Origin of the sequence: Xanthomonas bromi (assembly GCF_900092025.1) — a bacterium.
Lineage (GTDB): Bacteria > Pseudomonadota > Gammaproteobacteria > Xanthomonadales > Xanthomonadaceae > Xanthomonas > Xanthomonas bromi.
Genome location: NZ_FLTX01000051.1, coordinates 23,099 through 43,202, shown reverse-complemented (window position 1 = coordinate 43,202; position 20,104 = coordinate 23,099). Strand labels below are relative to the sequence as shown.

21 protein-coding genes are annotated in these 20,104 nt (G+C 64.1%); 14 read left to right on the top strand and 7 right to left on the bottom strand.

What is annotated here, in order from left to right; genetic code table 11:
- Positions 1–32 precede the first annotated feature (32 nt).
- Positions 33–629, top strand: coding sequence for a YceB family lipoprotein (locus XBLMG947_RS15995; RefSeq protein WP_065469620.1), 597 nt, complete (start codon positions 33–35; stop codon positions 627–629).
- A 113-nt stretch (positions 630–742) separates the two neighbouring features.
- Here the strand turns inward: XBLMG947_RS15995 and XBLMG947_RS15990 are convergent, their stop codons facing one another.
- Positions 743–1,285, bottom strand: a complete 543-nt coding sequence (locus XBLMG947_RS15990) for a type 1 glutamine amidotransferase domain-containing protein (RefSeq protein WP_065469619.1) — start codon at positions 1,283–1,285, stop codon at positions 743–745.
- 104 nt (positions 1,286–1,389) lie between these two features.
- The gene (locus XBLMG947_RS15985) at positions 1,390–1,857 is read right to left on the bottom strand and encodes an SET domain-containing protein (RefSeq protein ID WP_065469618.1); all 468 of its coding nucleotides are present in this window, start codon (positions 1,855–1,857) and stop codon (positions 1,390–1,392) included.
- A 171-nt stretch (positions 1,858–2,028) separates the two neighbouring features.
- On the opposite strand from XBLMG947_RS15985, the gene XBLMG947_RS15980 reads away from it, so the two are divergent.
- The 8 genes from XBLMG947_RS15980 (at position 2,029) to XBLMG947_RS15945 (ending at position 9,741) form a co-directional block, all read left to right on the top strand.
- On the top strand, positions 2,029–2,487 hold the full coding sequence (locus XBLMG947_RS15980) for an SUF system Fe-S cluster assembly regulator (protein ID WP_065469617.1): 459 nt from the start codon (positions 2,029–2,031) through the stop codon (positions 2,485–2,487).
- Between the two features lie 15 nt (positions 2,488–2,502).
- The gene (gene sufB / locus XBLMG947_RS15975) at positions 2,503–3,960 is read left to right on the top strand and encodes a Fe-S cluster assembly protein SufB (protein WP_065469616.1); all 1,458 of its coding nucleotides are present in this window, start codon (positions 2,503–2,505) and stop codon (positions 3,958–3,960) included.
- A 112-nt stretch (positions 3,961–4,072) separates the two neighbouring features.
- On the top strand, positions 4,073–4,837 hold the full coding sequence (gene sufC, locus XBLMG947_RS15970) for a Fe-S cluster assembly ATPase SufC (RefSeq protein ID WP_065469615.1): 765 nt from the start codon (positions 4,073–4,075) through the stop codon (positions 4,835–4,837).
- The gene (sufD, locus tag XBLMG947_RS15965) at positions 4,837–6,099 is read left to right on the top strand and encodes a Fe-S cluster assembly protein SufD (protein ID WP_065469614.1); all 1,263 of its coding nucleotides are present in this window, start codon (positions 4,837–4,839) and stop codon (positions 6,097–6,099) included. The genes sufC and sufD overlap by 1 nt, the downstream gene beginning before the upstream one ends.
- Complete coding sequence (locus XBLMG947_RS15960; RefSeq protein ID WP_065469613.1) at positions 6,096–7,340, top strand: cysteine desulfurase; 1,245 nt, start codon at positions 6,096–6,098, stop codon at positions 7,338–7,340. The genes sufD and XBLMG947_RS15960 overlap by 4 nt, the downstream gene beginning before the upstream one ends.
- A 154-nt stretch (positions 7,341–7,494) precedes the next feature.
- Positions 7,495–8,034, top strand: coding sequence for a GNAT family N-acetyltransferase (locus tag XBLMG947_RS15955; RefSeq protein ID WP_065469612.1), 540 nt, complete (start codon positions 7,495–7,497; stop codon positions 8,032–8,034).
- Positions 8,031–8,360 (top strand): non-heme iron oxygenase ferredoxin subunit, encoded by a 330-nt coding sequence (locus XBLMG947_RS15950; RefSeq protein WP_065469611.1) that lies wholly within the window; start codon positions 8,031–8,033, stop codon positions 8,358–8,360. The genes XBLMG947_RS15955 and XBLMG947_RS15950 overlap by 4 nt, the downstream gene beginning before the upstream one ends.
- Positions 8,361–8,766: 406 nt before the next feature.
- The gene (locus XBLMG947_RS15945; protein ID WP_065469610.1) at positions 8,767–9,741 is read left to right on the top strand and encodes an FAD:protein FMN transferase; all 975 of its coding nucleotides are present in this window, start codon (positions 8,767–8,769) and stop codon (positions 9,739–9,741) included.
- Between the two features lie 136 nt (positions 9,742–9,877).
- Here the strand turns inward: XBLMG947_RS15945 and XBLMG947_RS15940 are convergent, their stop codons facing one another.
- Positions 9,878–10,741 (bottom strand): HutD/Ves family protein, encoded by an 864-nt coding sequence (locus XBLMG947_RS15940; protein ID WP_065469609.1) that lies wholly within the window; start codon positions 10,739–10,741, stop codon positions 9,878–9,880.
- A 165-nt stretch (positions 10,742–10,906) separates the two neighbouring features.
- On the opposite strand from XBLMG947_RS15940, the gene XBLMG947_RS15935 reads away from it, so the two are divergent.
- Entirely contained in the window at positions 10,907–11,134 is a 228-nt protein-coding gene (locus XBLMG947_RS15935) for a hypothetical protein (RefSeq protein ID WP_065469608.1), read from the top strand.
- Positions 11,135–12,185: 1,051 nt separating this feature from the next.
- On the opposite strand, the gene XBLMG947_RS15930 is transcribed toward XBLMG947_RS15935, so the two are convergent.
- Complete coding sequence (locus XBLMG947_RS15930) at positions 12,186–12,560, bottom strand: ComEA family DNA-binding protein (protein ID WP_005993268.1); 375 nt, start codon at positions 12,558–12,560, stop codon at positions 12,186–12,188.
- 157 nt (positions 12,561–12,717) lie between these two features.
- Here XBLMG947_RS15930 and XBLMG947_RS15925 point away from each other — a divergent pair, with 157 nt between their 5' ends.
- The 4 genes from XBLMG947_RS15925 to murU all read left to right on the top strand — a co-directional run bounded on the left by XBLMG947_RS15925 (position 12,718) and on the right by murU (position 16,781).
- The gene (locus XBLMG947_RS15925; protein ID WP_065469607.1) at positions 12,718–14,211 is read left to right on the top strand and encodes a M20 family metallopeptidase; all 1,494 of its coding nucleotides are present in this window, start codon (positions 12,718–12,720) and stop codon (positions 14,209–14,211) included.
- A gap of 513 nt (positions 14,212–14,724) precedes the next feature.
- Positions 14,725–14,997 carry a GlsB/YeaQ/YmgE family stress response membrane protein gene (locus tag XBLMG947_RS15920; RefSeq protein ID WP_005913344.1) on the top strand — a complete coding sequence of 91 codons (273 nt, stop codon included), beginning with the start codon at positions 14,725–14,727 and terminating at the stop codon, positions 14,995–14,997.
- A gap of 57 nt (positions 14,998–15,054) precedes the next feature.
- Positions 15,055–16,074: an aminoglycoside phosphotransferase family protein gene (locus tag XBLMG947_RS15915; RefSeq protein ID WP_065469606.1), complete on the top strand. Its 1,020-nt coding sequence runs from the start codon at positions 15,055–15,057 to the stop codon at positions 16,072–16,074.
- Positions 16,071–16,781 carry an N-acetylmuramate alpha-1-phosphate uridylyltransferase MurU gene (murU, locus tag XBLMG947_RS15910; protein ID WP_065469605.1) on the top strand — a complete coding sequence of 237 codons (711 nt, stop codon included), beginning with the start codon at positions 16,071–16,073 and terminating at the stop codon, positions 16,779–16,781. The genes XBLMG947_RS15915 and murU overlap by 4 nt, the downstream gene beginning before the upstream one ends.
- Before the next feature lie 329 nt (positions 16,782–17,110).
- Here the strand turns inward: murU and hda are convergent, their stop codons facing one another.
- Genes hda through XBLMG947_RS15895 form a run of 3 tightly spaced genes read right to left on the bottom strand, consistent with a single transcriptional unit; the run spans position 17,111 to position 20,084 of the window.
- A complete protein-coding gene (gene hda, locus XBLMG947_RS15905) occupies positions 17,111–17,812 on the bottom strand; it encodes a DnaA regulatory inactivator Hda (protein ID WP_065469604.1) in 702 nt (233 codons plus the stop codon).
- On the bottom strand, positions 17,809–18,975 hold the full coding sequence (locus XBLMG947_RS15900; protein ID WP_065469603.1) for an AI-2E family transporter: 1,167 nt from the start codon (positions 18,973–18,975) through the stop codon (positions 17,809–17,811). Before XBLMG947_RS15900 ends, hda begins: the two co-directional genes overlap by 4 nt.
- Entirely contained in the window at positions 18,972–20,084 is a 1,113-nt protein-coding gene (locus XBLMG947_RS15895) for a DUF2066 domain-containing protein (protein ID WP_065469602.1), read from the bottom strand. The genes XBLMG947_RS15900 and XBLMG947_RS15895 overlap by 4 nt, the downstream gene beginning before the upstream one ends.
- Positions 20,085–20,104 lie beyond the last annotated feature (20 nt).

The window sequence follows — 20,104 nt, the reverse complement described above, 5'->3', positions numbered from 1 at the left end:
AAGGTGATCTCACCTGTTGCCGGAGTCACTCGATGAAACTGCGTTCGCTTGCCGGATCCATGCTCGCCCTCGCCTTGGCACTTCCCATCACCAGCGCCTGGGCCGCGCCGCAGATCCAGGGAAAACAGATCAGCGTGCAGGCCAGCGACCTTCAGCAATATTTGGGTGGCTGCTTCCCGCAGACGCACGATGCGCTGGGCGGCCTGGTCGCAATGACGGTCAGCAACCCCGCGCTGTCGTTGCCGCCCGGCGATCGACTAAAAATGGCGTTCGATCTTGCCGTCGCAACCGCCGGCGGCGCTCCCGCTCCGGTCGGCAATGTGACCTTGACCAGCGCACTGCGCTACGACGTGGCCAAGCAAGGCTTTTATCTCGACCAACCCAGCATCGACGACTTCCGCCCGGCTAACGCGGGCGCGAAGCTCGACCACAACACGCGCCAGCTGCTCAATGCCTGGCTGGCCGACTACGCACGCAAGGAACCGATCTACCGGATCGATCCGGCAATCGCTTCCGTCATGGGTGCCGTGCAGGTGGAATCGGTCGGCATCCAGAACGGGCGGGTTGCGGTCAATTTCAACCAGAACATCGAGCAAATGGTGCCGGCGGCAGCGCTGTCCGGGAAGTAAGCCAGCCTTGTTCCCAGCGTCACTGGCGACGGCGACGCACTGCGGCACATTGAAAAGCCCGACGCAGCAGCGCCGGGCTTTTTGTGTCACATCCACGCGGTGACTCTACGAAACTATGCCGCCAAGGCCTTGGCCACGGCGGCCGCGAATGCAGGAATGTCGTCCGGCTTGCGGCTGGTGATCAGCTGACCATCGACCACCACCTCGGCATCCTGCCAGCGCGCGCCGGCATTGATCAGGTCGGTGCGGACCGACGGCCACGACGTCACATGGCGGTCGCGGACCAAATCACTTTCAAGCAGCAACCATGGCCCGTGGCAGATCGCGGCCACCGGTTTCTGTGCGGTCGAAAATGCGCGAATGAAGGCGATGGCCTGCTCGTCGGTCCGCAAGGTATCGGGATTGAGCACACCGCCCGGCAACACCGGCGCGTCATAGGTCTCCGCCGTGGCCTGGCCCAGCGGCTGGTCGACGGCGACCGAATCGCCCCAGTCAGTGTGATTCCAGGCGCGGATCTTCGCGCTGTCGCCGGGCGCGATCACCTGCACCTTGGCGCCCCAGGATTCCAGCAGGCGCTTCGGCTCGGTCAGTTCGGATTGCTCGAAGCCATCGGTGGCCAGCACGGCGATGGTCTTGCCGGAAAGCGAATAGGACATGTGGGGCTCCTGGTAAAAACAAGCCCGAACCCTAGGAAGCGCGCCGTTGCGCACCCGTGAACCAATGTGTGCGTGGCGTCAGTGCGCCCCGTCCTCGCGCATGCTCAGCGTTTTGGTTGCAGCATCGTTCCGGTGCAATTCTTGGAGCCACAACGGCATTCCCAGATCTTCTTCAGGCGCGGCGTGTGCCGCTCGGCAAGGGTGATGCCGTAGTTGTAGGTAAGCTCTTCGCCAGCCTTGATGTCGCGCTTGGCCTCGATGAAGATCTTGTCCTTGCGACGGTCGTCGCCCTCGGCTTCTTCGATCACCGCTTCGCAGTTGGGATTGCAACTGTGGTTGATCCAGCGCGCGACATTGCCTTCGTAGTTGGCATCCAGCACGTAGTCGTCGCTCAGCGTGAACAGGAAGGTGTGTCCGCTCTCGACGTCGCCGGTGTCGTCGGCATCCACTTCGGCATGCGTGCGCAGGCGCCCCTTGTATTGAATGATGCGCTCGCCCTTGCGGAGCGGGGCGAGGGCGAACATGCCGTTGCCGTGGATACGTGACTTGCGGGCGGCAACTTTGCGCGACATGTAAGGGTCCAGTGATGGGGCTGCTCATTGTGACCGCAGCGCGCCGATGCGCCAAGCACGAGCGCACCTCATGCCGCAACGGGTCACGCTTGCCGGCGGCTGAACCAGGCGATTGGCCCTGGCCTGCCGTAAAGAGTACAATTTCGGTCCGCTTTCGGATTTCGCCTTCCCATGTTGCGCGTCACCAAACTCACCGATTACGCCACCGTCGTGCTGACCGTCCTGGCGGCACGCTGCGATCAGGTGCTCAGCGCAAGCGAGCTGGCCGAACAGGCCGGCCTGGAAGCGCCGACCGTCAGCAAGATTCTCAAGCCGTTGTCGCAAGCAGGCCTGGTCGAAGGCTTGCGCGGCGTGTACGGCGGCTACCGCCTTGCACGTGCGCCCAGCGACATCACCCTGGTGGAGATCGTCGAAGCGATGGAAGGCCCGCTAGCGATCACCGAATGCAGCCAGGACCACAGCCAGTGCGGCATTGCGCAGCGCTGCGGCGTACGTTCGAACTGGCGCCTGATCAACGATGTGGTCAGCGACGCCTTGCGTCGCGTCACGCTTGCACAGATGTTGCAACCCCTCTCTCTCCCTGGCGACACCCGGCGGCGTTCCATCGCCGCACGCGTCGCGACCACCTGACCTGTAGGCAGCCCAATGGCCACCGAACTTGCTCCTCCGCAAAATGCCGAGATCCTCGAACGGCTGGGTCGACGTTACGACGCCGGCTTCATCACCGAGATCGAATCCGACTCGCTCCCGCCCGGTCTGGACGAAGATGTCATTCGTGCGTTATCGGCCAAGAAGGACGAACCGCAATGGATGACCGACTGGCGTCTTGAGGCGTATCGCCATTGGCTGAAGATGCCGATGCCGGAGTGGGCGAAGCTGCAGATTTCGCCGATCGATTTCCAGGCGCTGAGCTATTACTCCGCACCGAAGGGTCCGAAGTACGCCTCGCTGGACGATGTTCCCAAGGAATTGCTGGATACCTACGACAAACTCGGCGTGCCGCTGCACGAGCGCGCCCGGCTGGCCGGCGTGGCGGTGGATGCGGTGTTCGATTCGGTCTCGGTCGGTACCACGTTCCGCAAGGAACTGGCCGAAAAGGGCGTGATCTTCTGCTCGATGTCCGAGGCCATCAAGGAGCACCCGGAGATCGTCAAGCGGTACCTGGGCAGCGTGGTGCCGGTGGGCGACAATTACTTCGCCGCTCTCAACTCGGCGGTGTTCTCCGACGGCAGCTTCGTGTTCATTCCCAAGGGCGTGCGTTGCCCGATGGAACTGAGCACCTATTTCCGCATCAATGCCGGCCACACCGGGCAGTTCGAGCGCACATTGATCGTGTGCGAGGACAAGGCCTACGTGTCGTACCTGGAAGGCTGCACCGCGCCGATGCGCGACGAAAACCAGCTGCATGCCGCGGTGGTGGAACTGGTGACGCTGGAAGATGCCGAAATCAAGTATTCGACCGTGCAGAACTGGTACCCCGGCGATGAAGAAGGCCGCGGCGGCATCTACAACTTCGTCACCAAGCGTGCCGAATGCCGCGGCGCACGCAGCAAGGTGACCTGGACCCAGGTCGAAACCGGTTCTGCCATCACCTGGAAGTACCCGTCGTGCGTGTTGATCGGCGACGACTCGGTGGGCGAGTTCCATTCGGTGGCGCTGACCCACCATCGTCAGCAGGCCGACACCGGCACCAAGATGATCCATATCGGCAAACGCACCAAGAGCAAGATCGTCAGCAAGGGCATCAGCGCCGGGCGTGGCCAGAACACCTATCGCGGCCTGGTCAAGGTGGACCGCAACGCCGATGGCGCGCGCAATTACACCCAGTGCGATTCGCTGTTGATCGGCAAGCAGTGCGGCGCGCACACCTTCCCCTATATCGAGGTGAAGAATCCCGGCGCCACCGTCGAGCACGAGGCCACCACCTCCAAGATCAGCGACGACCAGCTGTTCTATTGCCGCGCACGCGGCATCAGCCAGGAAGATGCGGTGTCGTTGATCGTCGACGGCTTCTGCAAACAGGTGTTCCGCGAACTGCCGATGGAGTTCGCCGTGGAAGCCAAGAAGCTGCTGGAAGTCTCGTTGGAAGGCTCGGTCGGCTGACGCCGACGGAATCGGGAGTAGGGAATGGAGAATCGGTGTCGGTTCTCTTTTCTGCTCCTTGCCGCGCCGCCATCTCGCATTACCCATTCTCTATTCTCGATTCCCTATTCCCATGCTCAATATCTCCAACCTCCACGCCAGCATCGCCGGCAAAGACATCCTCAAGGGCCTGTCGCTGGATATCCAGCCCGGCCAGGTGCACGCCATCATGGGTCCCAATGGCGCGGGTAAATCCACGCTGGGCAATGTACTGGCAGGCCGCGATGGCTATGAGGTCAGCGCAGACAGCGTGCAATTCGACGGCAAGGAGTTGCTCGATCTGCCGCCGGAAGAACGCGCCGCCGCTGGCCTGTTTTTGGCATTCCAGTACCCGGTGGAAATCCCCGGCGTCAACAACACCTATTTCCTGCGCGCCGCGCTGAACGCCCAACGCAAGGCGCGTGGCGAAGAAGAACTGGATTCGATGCAGTTCCTCAAGCTGGTGCGGCAAAAGCTGGCCGTGCTGCATTTGAAGGACGAGCTATTACATCGCGGCGTCAACGAAGGTTTCTCCGGCGGCGAAAAAAAGCGCAACGAGATCTTCCAGCTGGCCGTGCTCGAGCCCAAGCTCGCCATCCTGGACGAGACCGATTCGGGCCTGGATATCGATGCGCTCAAGAGCGTGGCCGATGGCGTCAACGCATTGCGTTCGCCGGAGCGTTCGTTCCTGATCATCACCCACTATCAGCGCCTGCTCGATTACATCAAGCCGGACGTGGTGCATGTGCTGGCCGAGGGGTGCATCGTGCAGAGTGGCGGCCCGGAACTGGCGCTGGAGTTGGAAAAACACGGCTACCATTTCCTGAAGGACCGCGTGGTGCCCGAGGTTGCCGCCTGATGAGTGCCCTGCTCGACTCCCTGGCCCGTGGCTTCTCTGGCAATGACGCACGCCGCGCCGAGCTCGATGCGGCGCTGCAGACCGGCTTGCCCGGCCCGCGCGCCGAAGCCTGGAAGTACACCTCGTTGCGCCAGCTGGAACGGCGCAGCTTCCAGCCCGCGCCTACTGTCCCGACACTGGTGGATGCCGCCACGCTGGACGACATCCCGTCGCCGCGTCTGGTCTTCGTCAATGGCCGCCCGTCCGAAGCGCTCAGCGATCTGTCCACCTTGCCGGATGGCGTGCAGCTGGACACCTTGTCTGCGTCGCTGGCCGCAAGCGAGGACGCACAGCAGTTGCTGGGCCGCCGTTTCGACGGCAGCGACGAAATTTTCGCGCGCCTGAATGCCGCGCTTGCCGACGAAGGCGTGCTGGTCCGCGTGCGCGACGGTGTGCAGATCGAACTGCCGCTGCAGCTGGTGTTCGTCAGCGTCGCCGGCGAGCACGATCTATCGTGGCATCACCGCCATCTGATCGAATTGCGCGCCGGTGCTGCGCTCAACGTTGTCGAGCATCATTTGCATGTCGGCGATGCGGCGCATCTGGATAACAGCGTGATGCATGTGCATCTAGCCCAGGACGCGGCGCTCTCGCATGCGCGCATGCAGGCCAACAGCGTGCATGCCACCTCGCTGCTGCGGACCGACGCGGTACTTGCACGCAACGCGCGCTATCAACGCGTGGACCTGGAGCTGGGCGCAGGCCTGTCGCGGCACGAGCTCAACGTGCGACTGGAAGGCGACAACGCGCAACTCACCGCCAATGGCGTGCTGCTCGGCAACGGCCGCCGGCATGTCGACACGCGGTTGGGCATCGAACACATTGCACGCGACACCGCTTGCGAGTTGGTGTGGCGCGGTGTTGGTGCCGATCGCAGCCGCGTGGTATTCCATGGCGGCATCCGCATTCGCACGGGCGCCGACGGCACCGATGCGCGGCTATCCAACAAGAATCTGCTGCTGTCGTCCAATGCCGAAATCGATACCCAGCCGGTGCTGGTGATCGATGCCGACGAAGTGCAGGCCGCGCACGGCGCTACGGTGGGTCAGCTTGACGACAACGCGTTGTTCTACCTGCGCTCGCGCGGGTTGCCGCAAGAGCAAGCGCAACGCCTGCTCAGTGCCGCCTTCTGCCACGAGCCGCTACGCGTGCTGCCAACCGCGCTGAGTGCGGTGCTGGCATTGCGGCTGGACCGCGCACTGACCTCGGCAGGCGTGGCATGAATGCCCCCGCCGTCCCGCTGACCGAGGCACCGGATTGGGCGCGCGTGCGCTCGGATTTCCCTCTGCTGATGCGGCAGGTGCACGGCAAGCCGCTGATCTATTTCGACAACGCCAACACTGGGCAGAAGCCGCTCCAGGTGATTGCGGCCACCGACGAGTTCTATCGCCGGCAGAACGCCAATGTCAGCCGTGCGGTGCACGCGCTGGGAACCAAGGCAACCGATGCATTCGAAGGTGCGCGCAGCAAGTTGGCGCGGTTTCTCAACGTGCGCGCCGACGAGCTGGTGCTGTGCAGCGGCACCACGTTCGCGATCAACCTGGTGGCTTACTCGTGGGCGCTGCCACGCCTGGGCCCGGGCGATGTGATCCTGATCTCGCGCATGGAGCACCACGCCAACATCGTGCCGTGGCAACTGGTGGCCCAGCGCACCGGTGCCAGCATTCGCGTGGCCGAGATCACGCCCGAGGGCGCGCTGGATCTGGATGCCCTGCGCAAGGCGATGACGCCGGACGTCAAACTGCTGGCGATCACGCATGTCTCCAACGTGCTGGGCACGGTCAACCCGGTGCGCGAGATCTGCCGCGACGCGCGCAAGCGCGGCATCGTCACCGTGGTGGACGGCTCGCAGGCGGCGCCGCACCGGCGCATCGACGTGGCCGCGATCGGCTGCGATTTCTACGCCATCACCGGCCACAAGATGTGCGGCCCCACCGGTACCGGTGCGCTATGGGCACGCCGCGAACATCTGCAGGCGATGCCGCCGTTTCTGGGCGGCGGCGAGATGATCAAGGAAGTCAGCTTCGAAGGCACCGTCTACAACGATACCCCGCACAAGTTCGAAGCCGGCACGCCCAACATCGCCGGCTTCATCGGCCTGGGCGCAGCAGTGGATTATCTGGAATCGATCGGCCTGGAGCACGTGGAGGCGCGCGAGGCGGAATTGCTGGCGCACTTCACCGAGGAGCTGCAGCGCGTCGACGGCCTGCGCATCTTCGGCACTACGCCCGACAAGGCAGCGGTGGTGTCGTTCCTGGTCGAAGGCGCCCACGCGCACGACCTGGCTACCCTGCTCGACCTGGAAGGCGTGGCCGTCCGCTCCGGCCAGCATTGTGCGCACCCGCTGCTGCAGTACTACAACGTGGCCGCCACCTGCCGCGCTTCCCTGGCGTTCTACAACACCCACGACGAGATCGAGCGGTTTATTGCGGCATTGTCGAAGGTGCGTCGACTACTGGGCTGATTTGAATCGGGAATCGGGAATGGAGAATCGAGAGCGGCTCCCCCCGAACACCAAGACGTGCAATGCGTGAAACATGGCTCATCGAGCAGGGCAATGCTTTTCCCGATTCCCGATTCCCGATTCCCGATTCCCGATTCCCGCTAAACTGCCACGCATGCAGACCACTATTTTCCGCATCGCCACTGTCGATGACATCGCCGCCCTTGTCCTGCTGGTGACTTCGGCCTATCGCGGCGACAGCAGCCGCGCGGGCTGGACCACCGAGGCGGATATTCTCGATGGCGCGCGTATCGACCCCGCCGTGCTGCGCGAAGACATCCTGCGCGAGCGCAGTCTGGTGCTGTTGGTCGAACAGGATGGGCGCCTGCAGGCGTGTGCGCATATCGCCGATGATCATGGTGCCGGGTACTTCGGGATGTTTGCGGTCGATCCATCGTTGCAGCGCAGCGGGCTCGGCAAAACCCTGTTGGCCGAGGCCGAGCGCATTGCGCACAGCGAATGGCAGTTGCCGGTGATGCGCATGACAGTGATTAACGTGCGCAATGAACTCATCGCCTTCTACGAACGCCGCGGGTATCGTCGCACCGGAATCCTCAAACCCTTCCCGTATGGCGACGAGCGCTTCGGCATTCCGCTGCGCCAGGATCTGCGTTTTGAAGTGCTGGAAAAACACTTGAACGGGCCGACGCCGTGAGCGACACCTGGACCTTCGTCTGCGCCAGCGACGCACTGCTGCCTGGTGAAATGCAAACCGTCTGGGACGAAGTCACCGACGCACCCATCGTCGTGTTCAATCTCGATGGCGTGCTGTACGCACTGGAAGACCGCTGCAGCCACGAAGACTACGAATTGTCGCCTGGCAGCTTCGACCCGGTCGCCGGCACCATCGAGTGCCAATTGCATAGCGCGCGTTTCGATATCCGCGACGGTCGCCCTTTGTGCGCGCCCGCCTACACCGCCGTGCCCACGTTCCCGGTCAAGCGCGAACACGACGGCATCTGGACCCGCGACGACCGCTAAGCGGGCACTTTCAAGCATCTATTGCAAGCCAGAGTCTGCCTGCGATCCCATTGCTGTAAGGCGCGCGCCATCAAGGCCTGGGCGCCTTGCTGCACGAGGAGACTGCACGGCAGCTGCAGGCCTGCATCCCGCAGACGTGGCATGAACGCAGCAGGTCCACACCGACCGGCACGCCCCTCGTCAGTGCCCAGCAACACCGCGGCTTCTGGCTGCGCATGCTCTCGGCGCCAGATCCGCGTGGCCGCCGCTCGCTGCGGCATGTCCCACCCGTTCGCGGCAGTTCCCGTGCGACGTCCATGCCCCGCTGACGACTGATCGCTACTTTTTGCCATGTTTAGCTTCCAGGCGCGGCGGCAAACGCGCGATTGCTGCATTCTGCTGCTCCACGCACCCCTACGACCACGCCATGCCCACAGCACCTTCCGCCGACCGCGACATCGCCACCTTGGACGGCCGCAGCATGGGCACTACCTGGAGCGTGAAGCTGGTGGCGCCGCGCGGGCGCGACCTGCCTCCGTTGCACGCGTGCATCCAGGCCGCACTGGATCGCGTCGTCAAGCAGATGAGCACCTGGGAAGCAGAATCGGATATCAGTCGCTACAACCGTGCCAAGGCTGGTCATTGGCAGACATTGCCTGCCGAGTTCCATGCGGTGCTGCGCGCAGCGCTGGACATCGCTCAGGCCAGTGGCGGCGCCTTCGACCCCACCATCGGCCCGATGGTCGAGTTGTGGGGCTTTGGCGCGTCGGCCAGCAGACGACGGGTACCCTCGCGCGAGCAGATCGCGCTGGCAAGCTTGCGTTGCGGCTGGCAGCGCCTGGATCTGGACGGCATGCGCGTGCTGCAGCCGGGTGCCGTGGCGCTGGATCTTTCGGGAATTGCCAAGGGATTCAGCGTGGACAGCGTGCACCACGCGCTCATGCAGGCCGACGTCGCCAGCGCGTTGATCGAAGTCGGCGGCGAACTGTTCGGATACGGCCGCAAACCCGATGGCAGCGCATGGCGCGTGCTGGTCGAATCCGCACCCGACGAAGACGCCGGCGCGGCATTGCCGGCACGCGTTATCGCGCTGGATGGCCTGGCAGTGGCCACCTCGGGCGATCGCTGGCACCGCTTCGATGCCGACGGCATCCGCTATGCGCACACCCTCGACCCGCGCACCGGCACCCCGGTGCCGCACGCGCCCGCCGCCGTCACCGTGCTCGCACGCGATGCGATGCACGCCGATGCCTGGGCCACGGCAATGACCGTGCTCGGCGTCGATGCCGGACTCGCCTATGCACGCACTGCGCAACTTGCAGTGCGCTTCCTGTCGCGCACCAACGGCGCGCTTCACGAATCGATGAGCCCTGCTTTCGAACAGCATCTGGCCGCATCGTGAGCCTAGCGGTACCACGCGCCAGGCTCGGCAACGGGCTGGCATTGCCTGCATTGGCGGCGCGGCTCGCATGGTTGAGCGGCCTGCATGACGCGCGTGGCGGAGTCTGCCGCTATGCGCGACCCGCCACCGGCAGGACTCAGCCGGCGATGCCCGGCAGATTGATTGTTTCCGCAATCAGACTCACGCGGATCGCCAGCAATTCGCCGCCGCCGTCGAGCACATAACGGGTGCGCGCCGCAGCGCTCAGCCACGCAGTATCGCCCGCCACTAACGGCGGCAAATCACTATCGCGCCCGAAACGCGCCTGACCGGCAAGCAAGTGGATCGCCCAGGCGCTGCCCGGGTCTGCGAAAAACACCATGGTGCCGACCAGCGGACGATGCAGCAGCTCGGTCTGCAGCAAGTCGCGTCGCCACATCAGATTGAAATCCTGGGTCGCACCGTCCAGCAGCACCGCATGCACCGCATCTTCGCCGGCAAATCGCACGCGTTGATAGGGCGGCATTAAATCGACGCAATGCCCACTGCGGGCAGGGTTCGCAACAAGATGCGGTGCCCACGGCCACGCGCGTGCGTCGGCGGCAGTGCTCCACGCTCCACTGACGCCAGCACGCTCGCAGATACTCTCCGCGCCAAGAGTGTCTGGGCCGCCGCTTTTCCCGGCGGCAGCGGCTGCAATGGTTTCGGTTTCGGCGTCGGGGGAATTGGCATTGGCACTGATACCGGGATCGATATCAGCCTCTCCGTTGCCATCCCCATTGCCATTGCCGAACTGCAGACGCATGCCATTGCCCCGCAGCAGCACAAGCTCACGATCGATGCCAGGGAATGCGGAAAACGCAGCATCCTGCTCGATCTCGGCAATCGACAGCCGCAGTGCCCATTGATCCGCGTCACCCAGACACAGGATCTCGCGCGTCCAACCCAATTGATTGCGCCACCGCTCGCGGCGGTACTCGGTGGCCGGAATCACCCGGCTGCTCAGGTCTGTCAGCTGCATCGGCGCATTGTGCCCGAAGCATTAAACCCCGTCGCGAACTGGTGCAGGCTGCGTGCATGTCGCCGGTTTCGTTGCCGGTTGCCGGTTGACGGTTGCTTAGCGACGGCAAGCTGACCACCAGTGCGAGCATCACCCTGGTGGTGTCGAAGAACCCGCGACAATGCGATGAGCATTATCGTTGGTGCGTCGGCCTCCACCGGAAACGTGCAGGGCGGTGGCTACATCGTGGTCAACCTGGGGGCGTCCAGCCAGCCCGTGATCGACTGGGCGGCCACGGCCGGAACGTACCCGACGGGCCAGGGGAACACTGGATGGGCGGCACTGCTGGGCGGCGCGGTGTCGGGGATCGATCTGCTGGTTGCGCAGACAGGCCTGGCAGTGCGACGCGACTGAGCGATGGCCGCCGCCCCGCCGGGCAGCAGCCATTCAAATCTTTATCGGGGCAAGATGTCCCAAGAAACTGAAGACCCCCACGTGCAAGCCCGTCGCCTGCTTATTATCGCCACCCTGACCCTGGGGTTATTGATGAACCACCCATCCGCCGCGCGAAGTCGCCCTTCCGTCACCCAAGTGCCTGATGCCGGCACGTTACAGCAGGCTCCTGAAGGTCGGCCCCCATCGTCCCAGAGTGGCCTCATCTCGGCATGTCGATGCGGGTGCTGGAACGCGCCTACATCGAATCGTATGAGCAGTCCGGATTCCGGTTGGCCAGCCGCCATGTGTCGCCGCCCCCAGGCAACTGGGTGATCGAGCTCGTATTCCAGTTGAAAAGTGCGCCGAAGGGACCCGACGCGCCTGGCACCACGCTGAGCATCGCTGGCCCCCAGCCAACCAGATGCGCATGCGGCGTAAGCAGGCTAGACGTCAGCTGGGCTGACTACGGTAGTTCCGATCTGGCGGCGTCCGCACGGGGAGAACGTTTTCTCATCAAAGCCGATACGGCCGCGCTGGCAAAGGTCCGGCAACGGTTGGGGGTAAGCTTGCCCCCTATTGATATGCCCACACCTCCAGACTCACACAAGAGCACTGCATCGCCGCTCGCCGAATGATTTTGGTTTCCACCTGACCCTGGGGTTGCTCATCCGCAATGGGGGTAACCAAATTACTTGTAAAACAGCTTCGCCGAGGCAGGACGCCTGGAGCGTTCACTCCCAAGATCCGGGCATGCGGCATGGGGCCAAGGCTTACGCAGTGCATCAACGCTTCACTTACGCAGGCTGCTCCTACGCCCATGGGCGTGCGCCTTTCAGTACCTTCCAAGACGGCAGTCTTGCGCTGCGTCCGGCTCAGATCCGCCCAAACGAAAAACGCCCGGCTGCACATCCAAGTGCAACACCGGGCGATTCCACGTCCTTGTCGGCTTCCAGCCATCCCCCGGACATCCTGTCCAGTTAGGTTGCGGCCACGCATCCTCGCGTCGAACCGTATCTCGGATCCCTTCCCCTTAACGCCGTCCCACCGGTTTCACCGCCGCCCCCTTGGCAGCCTTCTTGGCGGGCGCCATCGTGGCCCCCACTTCGATCAGGTCGCGATTCCGTTCGACCGTCTTGAGTCCGATGCCCTTGACCAGTGCCAGTTCCTCGGCACTTTTGAAGGGACCGTTTGCCTGACGGTGCTCGACGATTGCCTCGGCTTTTGATCGCCCGACATTCGTCAGCACCTTGTCCAATTCCTCAGCAGACGCGGTGTTGATATCGACCTTTTCAAGCGCGTACGCATTCGAGGACAACAGCAACGCCAGTAGCAGGGACTTCAGGACTACGGTAAATGACTTCATTGCAACGCTCCTTGTGGCTTGGGTGATGGTCCTAGCCAGCATTCCTGCCGGCGGAGCCAGTGTCCCGCGCCACATGCAGCAATCCTATCGCCAACGAACTTTTCACACAGCAGGTGAACTGCGCGCCGCTCTGTAGGGAAATACCTACCCCCTAACGCAGGCGTAGAATGTTTCATTACGTGACGCATTCGGAGCCTTCATGGACAGCGCCAAGATCGACCAATTCATCAGCGACACCTGGGATCGCGAGATCGTCCCGCAGCTGGTCGATTACATCCGCATTCCCAACAAGTCGCCAATGTTCGACGCCGACTGGGTGGCCCATGGCTACATGGAACAGGCGGTCGTGTTGATGGAGACCTGGGCGCGCGCGCAGGTCATCGACGGCATGCAGGTCGAGGTGGTGTGCCTGGAAGGCCGCACGCCGCTGATCTTCATCGAAATTCCGGCCACCGGCACCGAATCGGGCGACGACACTGTGCTGCTATACGGCCATCTGGACAAGCAGCCGGAGATGACCGGCTGGGATGCCGACCTCGGCCCGTGGGAACCGGTGTTGCGCGACGACAAGTTGTACGGGCGTGGTGGCGCCGACGACGGCTACGCGATCTTCGGGTCGCTGGCCGCGATTCTGGCGCTGCGCACCCAGGGCCTGCCGCATGCGCGCTGCGTGGTGCTGATCGAGGCCTGCGAAGAATCCGGCAGCTACGATCTGCCGGCCTATGTGGACCATCTGGCTGAGCGCATCGGCAAGCCGTCGCTGGTGGTGTGTCTGGACTCGGGCTGCGGCAATTACGAGCAGCTGTGGTGCACGACGTCGCTGCGCGGGCTCACCGGCGGCAACCTGACCGTGAAGGTATTGGAAGAAGGCGTGCACTCGGGCGATGCCTCGGGCGTGGTGCCCTCAAGCTTTCGCCTGCTGCGCCAGCTTTTGTCGCGCATCGAAGACGAAACCACCGGCCGCATCTTGCTGGACGGCCTGCATGTGGAGGTGCCCGCCGAGCGGCTGACCCAGGCCAAGGCCGCCGCAGCCACGCTGGATACCGCCATCTTCGACAAGTTTCCGATGGTCGATGGCCTGCTGCCGATGCATGAGGATCTGACCGAGCTGGTGTTGAACCGGACCTGGCGCCCGGCGCTGTCGATTACCGGTGCGGACGGCCTGCCGCCACTGGCGTCGGCCGGCAACGTGCTGCGCCCGCAGACGGCGGTGAAGCTATCGCTGCGCCTGCCGCCGACCGCCGATGGCAAGGCCTGCGGCGAGTTGCTCAAGGCGGCATTGCTACGCGACCCACCCAGCGGCGCACAGGTAACGCTGGAACTGGAAAAAGCCTCATCCGGCTGGAATGCGCCGGCGATGGCACCGTGGCTGGCAAAGGCCATCGATGACGCCAGCCAGGCGTTCTTCGCCAAGCCGGCGATGTACATGGGTGAAGGCGGCTCGATTCCGTTCATGGGCATGCTGGGCGAGAAATTCCCCGGCGCGCAGTTCATGATCACCGGCGTGCTGGGACCGCATTCCAATGCGCACGGGCCGAACGAGTTCCTGCACATCCCGATGGGCAAGCGCGTGACTGCCTGCGTCTCCAAGGTGATTGCCGACCATCACGCCGCCTGCCTGCGCGGCGAGACCAGCGGCTCGCCGGTGGCGGCCGACAGCGGCACTCGTCATGGCGGACATGGCTGCTGTTGAGTTCGCGGTTTACTCGATGCGCGCCGCTGGCGCGCATTGGTCGATGGGCGGCAGGATTGCATTGAGTAGGATTCGCGCGGGTGCGTGGATGGCTTAGATGGATTGTTTGAATAGCTGGTTGGTGCCCGAGCTCGCTGTGCAACATGGCTGACAGGCTTCATGCGTCGCTTCACCTCGTACTCTCCCCCTCTCCTGAATAAGAGCGGGTCCAGCACTCGCTGCTTTTCGGGGAGCGCTTGTTGATCATTCTCCCGACGCAGCGCTGGTACTTTCGCGTGCACTCCATCTGCGACGTTTTTCCGCAGGGATTTCTTTCATTGAAAGACGCCTTATCTGATGGGAAGGCGATGTCTCCAGGAGTGACTTGCCGAAACCAGGAGCGCTCGGCAGCCGGAGCCGATGACCATGCCTTTCTGAAGGCAATGCATCGGCGCCCTCGCTCTGCCGCCCGGTGCGCGAGGCGGCGGCATACAAAATGCTAGTCTGCCGATCCCGTCCATCTTCGGTGCTGCGATGAATCATCTGTTTGGTAGCGACAGCTGGCTCTACATTCTGCTGGTCGGCTTTGTGGTCGGGCTGCTGGCGCGGTTCATTACGCCAGGTACGCAGCGTCTGGGCTGTTTGCTGACGATCGTGCTGGGCATTGCCGGTGCCGTGGTCGCCAGCTGGTTCGGCCGTTACATGGGGTGGTACCGCGCGGGCGAGCCGGCCGGTTTCCTTGGCGCGCTGCTCGGGGCGATTGCCATCCTGGCGTTGCTACGGTTGTTCAGCGGCAGCAAGCGCTGAGCGCCTTCCCACGCGTCTGCTCTGTTTTTCCATGACTTCATTACGCCCACCCGATCCATGACGTCACTTCATCCGGATACACCGCGCGACGCGCTTCGCCTGCACTGGGCGCGACAAGCGCTCGACGATCCCCAGGCGTCGCTGCAGCGCGCGTCGGTCGATGCGGGGTTTCGCAGTTATTGGCGCACGCAAGGGCACGGTGTGGATCGCATCGTGATGGATGCGCCACCACAGCTGGAAAACGTTGCGCCATGGTTGCGCATGCATGCGCTGTTGGGCGCACATGGGGTCCGCGTGCCGCAGGTGCTGGCCAAGGACCTGGAAAACGGTTTTTTGCTGCTGGAGGACCTGGGCGTGCCGACGCTGGCACAGGCACTGACCGACGCCAACGCCGACGACCTGTTGGAGGGCGCGATCAGCCAGTTGCTGTTGCTGCAACACATCCCACCACCTGCCGATAGCGGCGTGTTCGGCGAGGCGCTGCTGCAACGCGATGCCGGTCTATTCGAAGAATGGTTTCTAGGTCGCCACCTGGGCGTGCAGTTGGCGTGCGCCCATGCCGAGCAGTTGCAATTGGTGCAGCGCCGTTTGATGGATAACGCGCTGGCCCAGCCGCGGGTGTTCACGCATCGTGATTTCATGCCGCGCAATCTGATGCCGGTGCCCGATGGCCCAGCGGTGCTGGATTTCCAGGACTGCGTCATCGGCCCGATCGCCTACGACCCGATCAGCCTGTTCAAGGATACCTCGGTGAGTTGGCCGATCGCTCGGGTAGACGGCTGGCTGCAGCGCTACCACGCGCGTGCTGTTGCAGCGGGATTGCCGGTGCCGCCATTGCGCCAATTCCTGCGCGATGCGAACTGGATGGGCGTGCAGCGGCATCTGAAGAATCTGGGCATCTTCTCGCGCCTGAGCCATCGCGATGGCAAGCATTGGTATCTGGATAACGTGCCGCGCTTCATCGCGTATCTGGACGACGTACTGCCCCGTTATGCCGAGCTTGCGCCGCTGATCGGCTTGCTGGACGAGGTGATCAAGCCCGCGCTTGCGGCACGCGCGCAGCAGGCCACGGCATGAAGGCGCTGATCTTTGCCGCAGGATTCGGCGAGCGCATGCGCCCGCTGACAGAGCACACGCCCAAGCCGCTGCTGTCGGTCGGTGGCACGCCGTTGATCGTGTGGCATCTGCGCAAGTTGGCTGCGCTGGGCGTGGACGAGGTGGTGATCAACACCTCATGGCTGGCCGAGCGGTTCCCGCAGGTGTTGGGCGACGGCAGCGCGTTCGGTCTTCGCCTGACCTATTCGTACGAAGGTGAGACGCCGCTGGAAACCGGCGGCGGCATGTTACATGCGCTGCCACTGCTGGGCGACGCGCCGTTTCTGCTGGTCAATGGCGACATCTGGACCGATTTCGATTTTGCCCGCCTGTCGCACGCACCAGCGGGGCTGGCGCAGCTGGTGTTGGTCGATCGCCCCAGCTATGCAGCGCGCGCAGACTTCACGCTGGATTTGGATGGCAGGGTGCGCGCAGACCTGCCCGCGACGCTCACCTATTCCGGCATCGGCATGTATCGGCCGGCACTGCTGCAGGATTGGCAAACGGTCATCGGCCAATTACCGGAGCACAACGGCAAGGCGCCGCGGTTTGCGTTGGCGCCGATCCTTCGCGCGCAGATGGCGGCAGGCCTGGTCGAGGGCATCCACCATACCGGGCACTGGACCGATGTCGGCACGCCGCAGCGGCTGGCGGAGCTGGATGCCCAGTTAGGGCGCTACGGCGGGTGATCGCAGCCTCGCTGCTGCAACGCGCTTGATCAAACGCAGCAACAAAAACCTTTCGAGCGCTGGCTCGCTGGTTGCAACCTGCTTGCCGCATGCATCCTCGCCGACGGATGGTGATGTCCGGACTGGCAATGACATCGCTCGGACGAAAGAAGCTGATCAGACCGCACTTTTATCGGCAAGCCGCATCGCGTGCACCGCTCGCCACCACGCACCGACCATCTCGACTCGCCCTTGCCCGCCAACCGTTGCAGCATGGACGCCGCATAAGAGCTTACATGGACGTACTTGCAGCGTGTCCTGCGATGGTGGGCAGGCAAGGAAGCCCTAGATTATGCGCCGCGATCCTCAAGCACACGCCGGAGAAACGGCACCGTGATGCGGCGTTTTGCGGCCAGCGATTCGCGATCCAGACGATCCAGCAACGCCACCAGCCCGGCCAGTTCGCGCTCGCTATGGGTCAGCAACCAGTCGATCGCGGGATCGTCCAGGGCCAGACCGCGACGCTGCGCGCGGTCGCGCAACACCGCCGCGCGTGCGGCATCGTCGAGTACCGGCAAGCCGATCCGGATGCATTGCGACAGCCGCGAACGCAGGTCCGGCAACACCAACGCCAGCCCGTCGGGCATCTGCCGTGCGGTATACATCAGCGTGATGCCGGCCGCGCGCGCGCGGTTGTGGAAATCGAACAACGCCACTTCGTCGTCACGCCGGCCGGCGATGCTTTCCACGCCATCCAACGCCACCAGGCTGCGGCCTTCCAGCGCTTCGAGCGCATCGCGCAAACGGCCGGCGGCCGCCTGCAGCGGCAGATACGCAGGCGTGCGCCCGGCCTGCTCGGCGGCGGCGCACAGGGACAATGCCAGATGCGTCTTGCCGGTACCGGCGGGGCCAGCCAGATACAGCCAATCGCTTACCTGCCCCGCCGCCAGCGCCTGCAATTGCGCAAGCAGGCCATCGGGCGCAGCGATGTAACTTTCGAAACGCTGATCGGGTGGCGCGCGCAACGCCAACGGCAACTGCGGGACGCTCACAACCGATCTGCGTCCTTGCTGGGCTCGACGATCACGCTACCCTCGATCGTGGACCGCAGCACGATGCCAGCGCGCTCGCCCGCATACAAATCGCTGCGCGTGTACTGCTCATGCGCATAGCGCAGCAGCACATTGGCCACCGCCGCCACCGGCAATGCCAGCAACATGCCGAGGAAGCCGAACAACTGGCCGCCGGCCATCACCGCAAAGATCACCGCCACCGGATGCAGGCCGATCTTGTCGCCGACGATGCGCGGCGTGAGCACGTAGCTCTCCAGCAACTGGCCGACGGTGAACACCACGCCGACGCCAATCAGCAGCTTCAGGTCGAAACCCTGCGCCTGCACCACGGCAGCCAGCAAGGCGAACACGATGCCGGTGGTGGCGCCCAGATACGGAATGAAGCCGATCAGGCCGGCGATGATGCCGATCAACAGGCCCAGATTGAGCCCGATGATGGACAGGCCTGTGGCATAGATGGCGCCCAGCGCCAGCATCACCAGGAACTGGCCGCGGATGAAGCCGCCCAGCACATCGTTGGATTCCAGCGCCAGCCGGCTCACGGTCGCGATGTAGGCGCGCGGGACGACCGCTGCCACCCGCTCCACCAGCCGGTCCCAGTCGCGCAGGAAATAGAACGCCAGGATCGGCAGCAGCGCCAGGTTGATCACCCAGGTCACCATCGCAAAGCCCGAGCGCTGCACGTAGCCGAAGAAGGTCTTGGCGACGCCGCCAGCCTGTTCCCAATGGCTGCGGATCCAGTCGATCAGCCGCTCCGGGTCCAGCCAGCCCATCAGCTCTACACCGGTCTTGGCTTCCAGCCATGGGATGGCGGTGCTGATCGCCCAGGTCCGCATCTGCGGCAGCGCATCGATCAGGGTCATGATCTGGCGTTCGATCATCGGCACCAGAATCATCAAGGCCAACACGACTAGCAGCGTTGCCAGCACGAAGACCAGGACCACCGCGATATTGCGCGAGCGCCCGGCGCGTTCGATCCGGTCCACCAGCGGATCGCCCAGCCACGCCAGAAATAGCGCCAACACGAACGGGGTCAGGATCGGCGCCAGCAGCGAGACCACCCACAACACACCGACAATCACCGCCGCCCATTTCAGGCGACGCAGGAACTGGGCAATTTCGGCTTCGGGAGTCAAGGTCATTTCAGGCGGTACTCGGCGTGCTCGTTTTCGAGAATGATCGGGCCTTCGGTGGGTACCGAGACCGAGACCAGCGGACTGTTGTCCCCGAGCATACGGTTGAGGCCGGAAATGCCCGTGAGCAAATCCAGATTCATTTCCATGCGGTCGCCATTGGCGCTGACCGGGCGGATGCTGCGTACCACCGAGACGCCCTGCAGCGCGGCCGACACGCGCAGGTAATCGTCGGCGCTGCTGATGCCGGTGATGACCACGCGGTAAACACCGGGCACGCCCGAATCCACCCGCTTGGCATAACGCTTGACCAACGCATCGGCGGCGCCATCGGCACCGGCGGCCATTGCGCGGCGGGCATCGCCGTCGGTGCTGGTCCAGCTGGAGAGCACATTGCCGTTGTCCACGAACACCCAATCGGCCGTCCAGCCCGCGGCGTTGCGGTAGAGCTTGCCGATCAACTGCATCGGCGGGCTGTATTTGGCCGATGCGCGCGATACCGCGGCGGTGTCCTTGCGCCAGATCGCACCAGCCAGCGCCTGCTCGGCGGCTGCGCCGCTCGGCAGCCCGAGCCGGTAGCCGCGCTCGGTGGCACGGTCCAGCACGCTGCGCGCTGCATTGGCCTGGGTCACCCCGACCAAACGCGGGCCGCTGCCGTCATCGATGGCCAGCCACAGCACCGGCTTGGGACGCGGCAACGGCCACACCGGCAGGCCCAGCGCGGCGATCAGGCCATCCACATCCGATTGCCGGAAACGTGCAACCAGGGTGGTGCGGAACGTCGGCGCACCGGTGCGCGAGGTCCCCTGATCCTGGCGGTAGTCGTAGTGTTCGACGTAGTTGGGCGCATTGCGCAGCGCCTGTGGCACGCCAGGGCGGCTCATCACCCCGCGGTCGCCGGAGACCTTGCCCAGCACCGCGCCCAGCGCGCGTGCCAGTGCGCCGGGGCGATCGGATTCGCCCTGGCTGTTGACCGGCACTTCGGCGTCGTAGGCACTTTGCGCCTTGGCAACGTCGCCTTCGGTGCGCAGATCTGCCTGCGCAAAGGCCGGGGTGACGGGCATTGCGACCACGAGGGCGAGAAAGAAAGCGAGACTGCGGCGCATCGACGGTTCCATGACATAAGCGTATCCGGGTG

Coding starts and splice junctions, on each gene's coding strand:
- sufD (WP_065469614.1), top strand. CDS start 4,837: ATGAGTGCCCTGCTCGACTCCCTGGCCCGTGGCTTCTCTGGCAATGAC.
- XBLMG947_RS15915 (WP_065469606.1), top strand. CDS start 15,055: ATGACGTCACTTCATCCGGATACACCGCGCGACGCGCTTCGCCTGCAC.
- XBLMG947_RS15930 (WP_005993268.1), bottom strand. CDS start 12,560: ATGCTGGCTAGGACCATCACCCAAGCCACAAGGAGCGTTGCAATGAAG.
- XBLMG947_RS15925 (WP_065469607.1), top strand. CDS start 12,718: ATGGACAGCGCCAAGATCGACCAATTCATCAGCGACACCTGGGATCGC.
- XBLMG947_RS15995 (WP_065469620.1), top strand. CDS start 33: ATGAAACTGCGTTCGCTTGCCGGATCCATGCTCGCCCTCGCCTTGGCA.
- XBLMG947_RS15900 (WP_065469603.1), bottom strand. CDS start 18,975: ATGACCTTGACTCCCGAAGCCGAAATTGCCCAGTTCCTGCGTCGCCTG.
- sufB (WP_065469616.1), top strand. CDS start 2,503: ATGGCCACCGAACTTGCTCCTCCGCAAAATGCCGAGATCCTCGAACGG.
- XBLMG947_RS15980 (WP_065469617.1), top strand. CDS start 2,029: ATGTTGCGCGTCACCAAACTCACCGATTACGCCACCGTCGTGCTGACC.
- murU (WP_065469605.1), top strand. CDS start 16,071: ATGAAGGCGCTGATCTTTGCCGCAGGATTCGGCGAGCGCATGCGCCCG.
- XBLMG947_RS15940 (WP_065469609.1), bottom strand. CDS start 10,741: ATGCAGCTGACAGACCTGAGCAGCCGGGTGATTCCGGCCACCGAGTAC.
- XBLMG947_RS15955 (WP_065469612.1), top strand. CDS start 7,495: ATGCAGACCACTATTTTCCGCATCGCCACTGTCGATGACATCGCCGCC.
- XBLMG947_RS15985 (WP_065469618.1), bottom strand. CDS start 1,857: ATGTCGCGCAAAGTTGCCGCCCGCAAGTCACGTATCCACGGCAACGGC.
- sufC (WP_065469615.1), top strand. CDS start 4,073: ATGCTCAATATCTCCAACCTCCACGCCAGCATCGCCGGCAAAGACATC.
- XBLMG947_RS15920 (WP_005913344.1), top strand. CDS start 14,725: ATGAATCATCTGTTTGGTAGCGACAGCTGGCTCTACATTCTGCTGGTC.
- XBLMG947_RS15945 (WP_065469610.1), top strand. CDS start 8,767: ATGCCCACAGCACCTTCCGCCGACCGCGACATCGCCACCTTGGACGGC.
- XBLMG947_RS15895 (WP_065469602.1), bottom strand. CDS start 20,084: ATGGAACCGTCGATGCGCCGCAGTCTCGCTTTCTTTCTCGCCCTCGTG.
- XBLMG947_RS15990 (WP_065469619.1), bottom strand. CDS start 1,285: ATGTCCTATTCGCTTTCCGGCAAGACCATCGCCGTGCTGGCCACCGAT.
- XBLMG947_RS15935 (WP_065469608.1), top strand. CDS start 10,907: ATGAGCATTATCGTTGGTGCGTCGGCCTCCACCGGAAACGTGCAGGGC.
- XBLMG947_RS15960 (WP_065469613.1), top strand. CDS start 6,096: ATGAATGCCCCCGCCGTCCCGCTGACCGAGGCACCGGATTGGGCGCGC.